This window comes from Aerococcus sp. L_32 (genome assembly GCF_050689315.1).
This window is the reverse complement of the sequence record NZ_JBOEQF010001006.1, coordinates 1-673: the sequence shown is the minus strand read 5'-3', so window position 1 is coordinate 673 and position 673 is coordinate 1. Positions and strand designations below refer to the sequence as shown.

The window sequence follows — 673 nt, the reverse complement described above, 5'->3', positions numbered from 1 at the left end:
CTGGACAACAACACCTTGGACTATTCCATCTAACATGGCTATCGCTGTAAATCCAAATTTTGAATACTCAGTAGTCGCTGTTGCTGACCGTAAATTTGTGGTTGCAACTGACTTAGTGAATAGCCTAGCAACAGAATTAGGATGGGCAGACTACACAGTTGAAGGTGAACCAGTGAAAGGTACTGACTTAGAGTATATGGTTGCTGAACATCCATATTACGACCGTGACTCATTGCTAATCTTAGGTGACCACGTAACAACTGAATCAGGTACTGGTTTAGTCCATACGGCGCCTGGGCACGGGGAAGATGACTACTTTGCGTCATTGAACTATAATTTAGATGTTCTATCACCATTAGATGACCAAGGTCACTTTACAGATGAAGCACCAGGTTTTGAAGGTGTCTTCTACGAAAAAGGTAACGAGCTTTCAATCGAAAAAATGAAAGAAAATAATCGTTTACTAAAACTAGATTACTTCTCTCACTCTTACCCACATGACTGGCGTACGAAAAAACCGGTTATCTACCGTGCCACACCACAATGGTTCTGTTCAGTAGAAAAAATCCGGGAACGTACTTTAGACGTCATCGATAATGAAGTGAAATGGTGGCATCCATCTGGTCAAACACGTATCTACAACATGATTCGTGACCGTAAAGACTGGGTAATT

1 protein-coding gene is annotated in these 673 nt (G+C 41.5%); it reads left to right on the top strand.

Annotation, left to right across the window (positions count from 1 at the left end):
* A partial coding sequence (locus ACRCJ0_RS17885) for a class I tRNA ligase family protein (RefSeq protein ID WP_431391486.1) occupies positions 1–673 on the top strand: 673 nt, incomplete at both ends.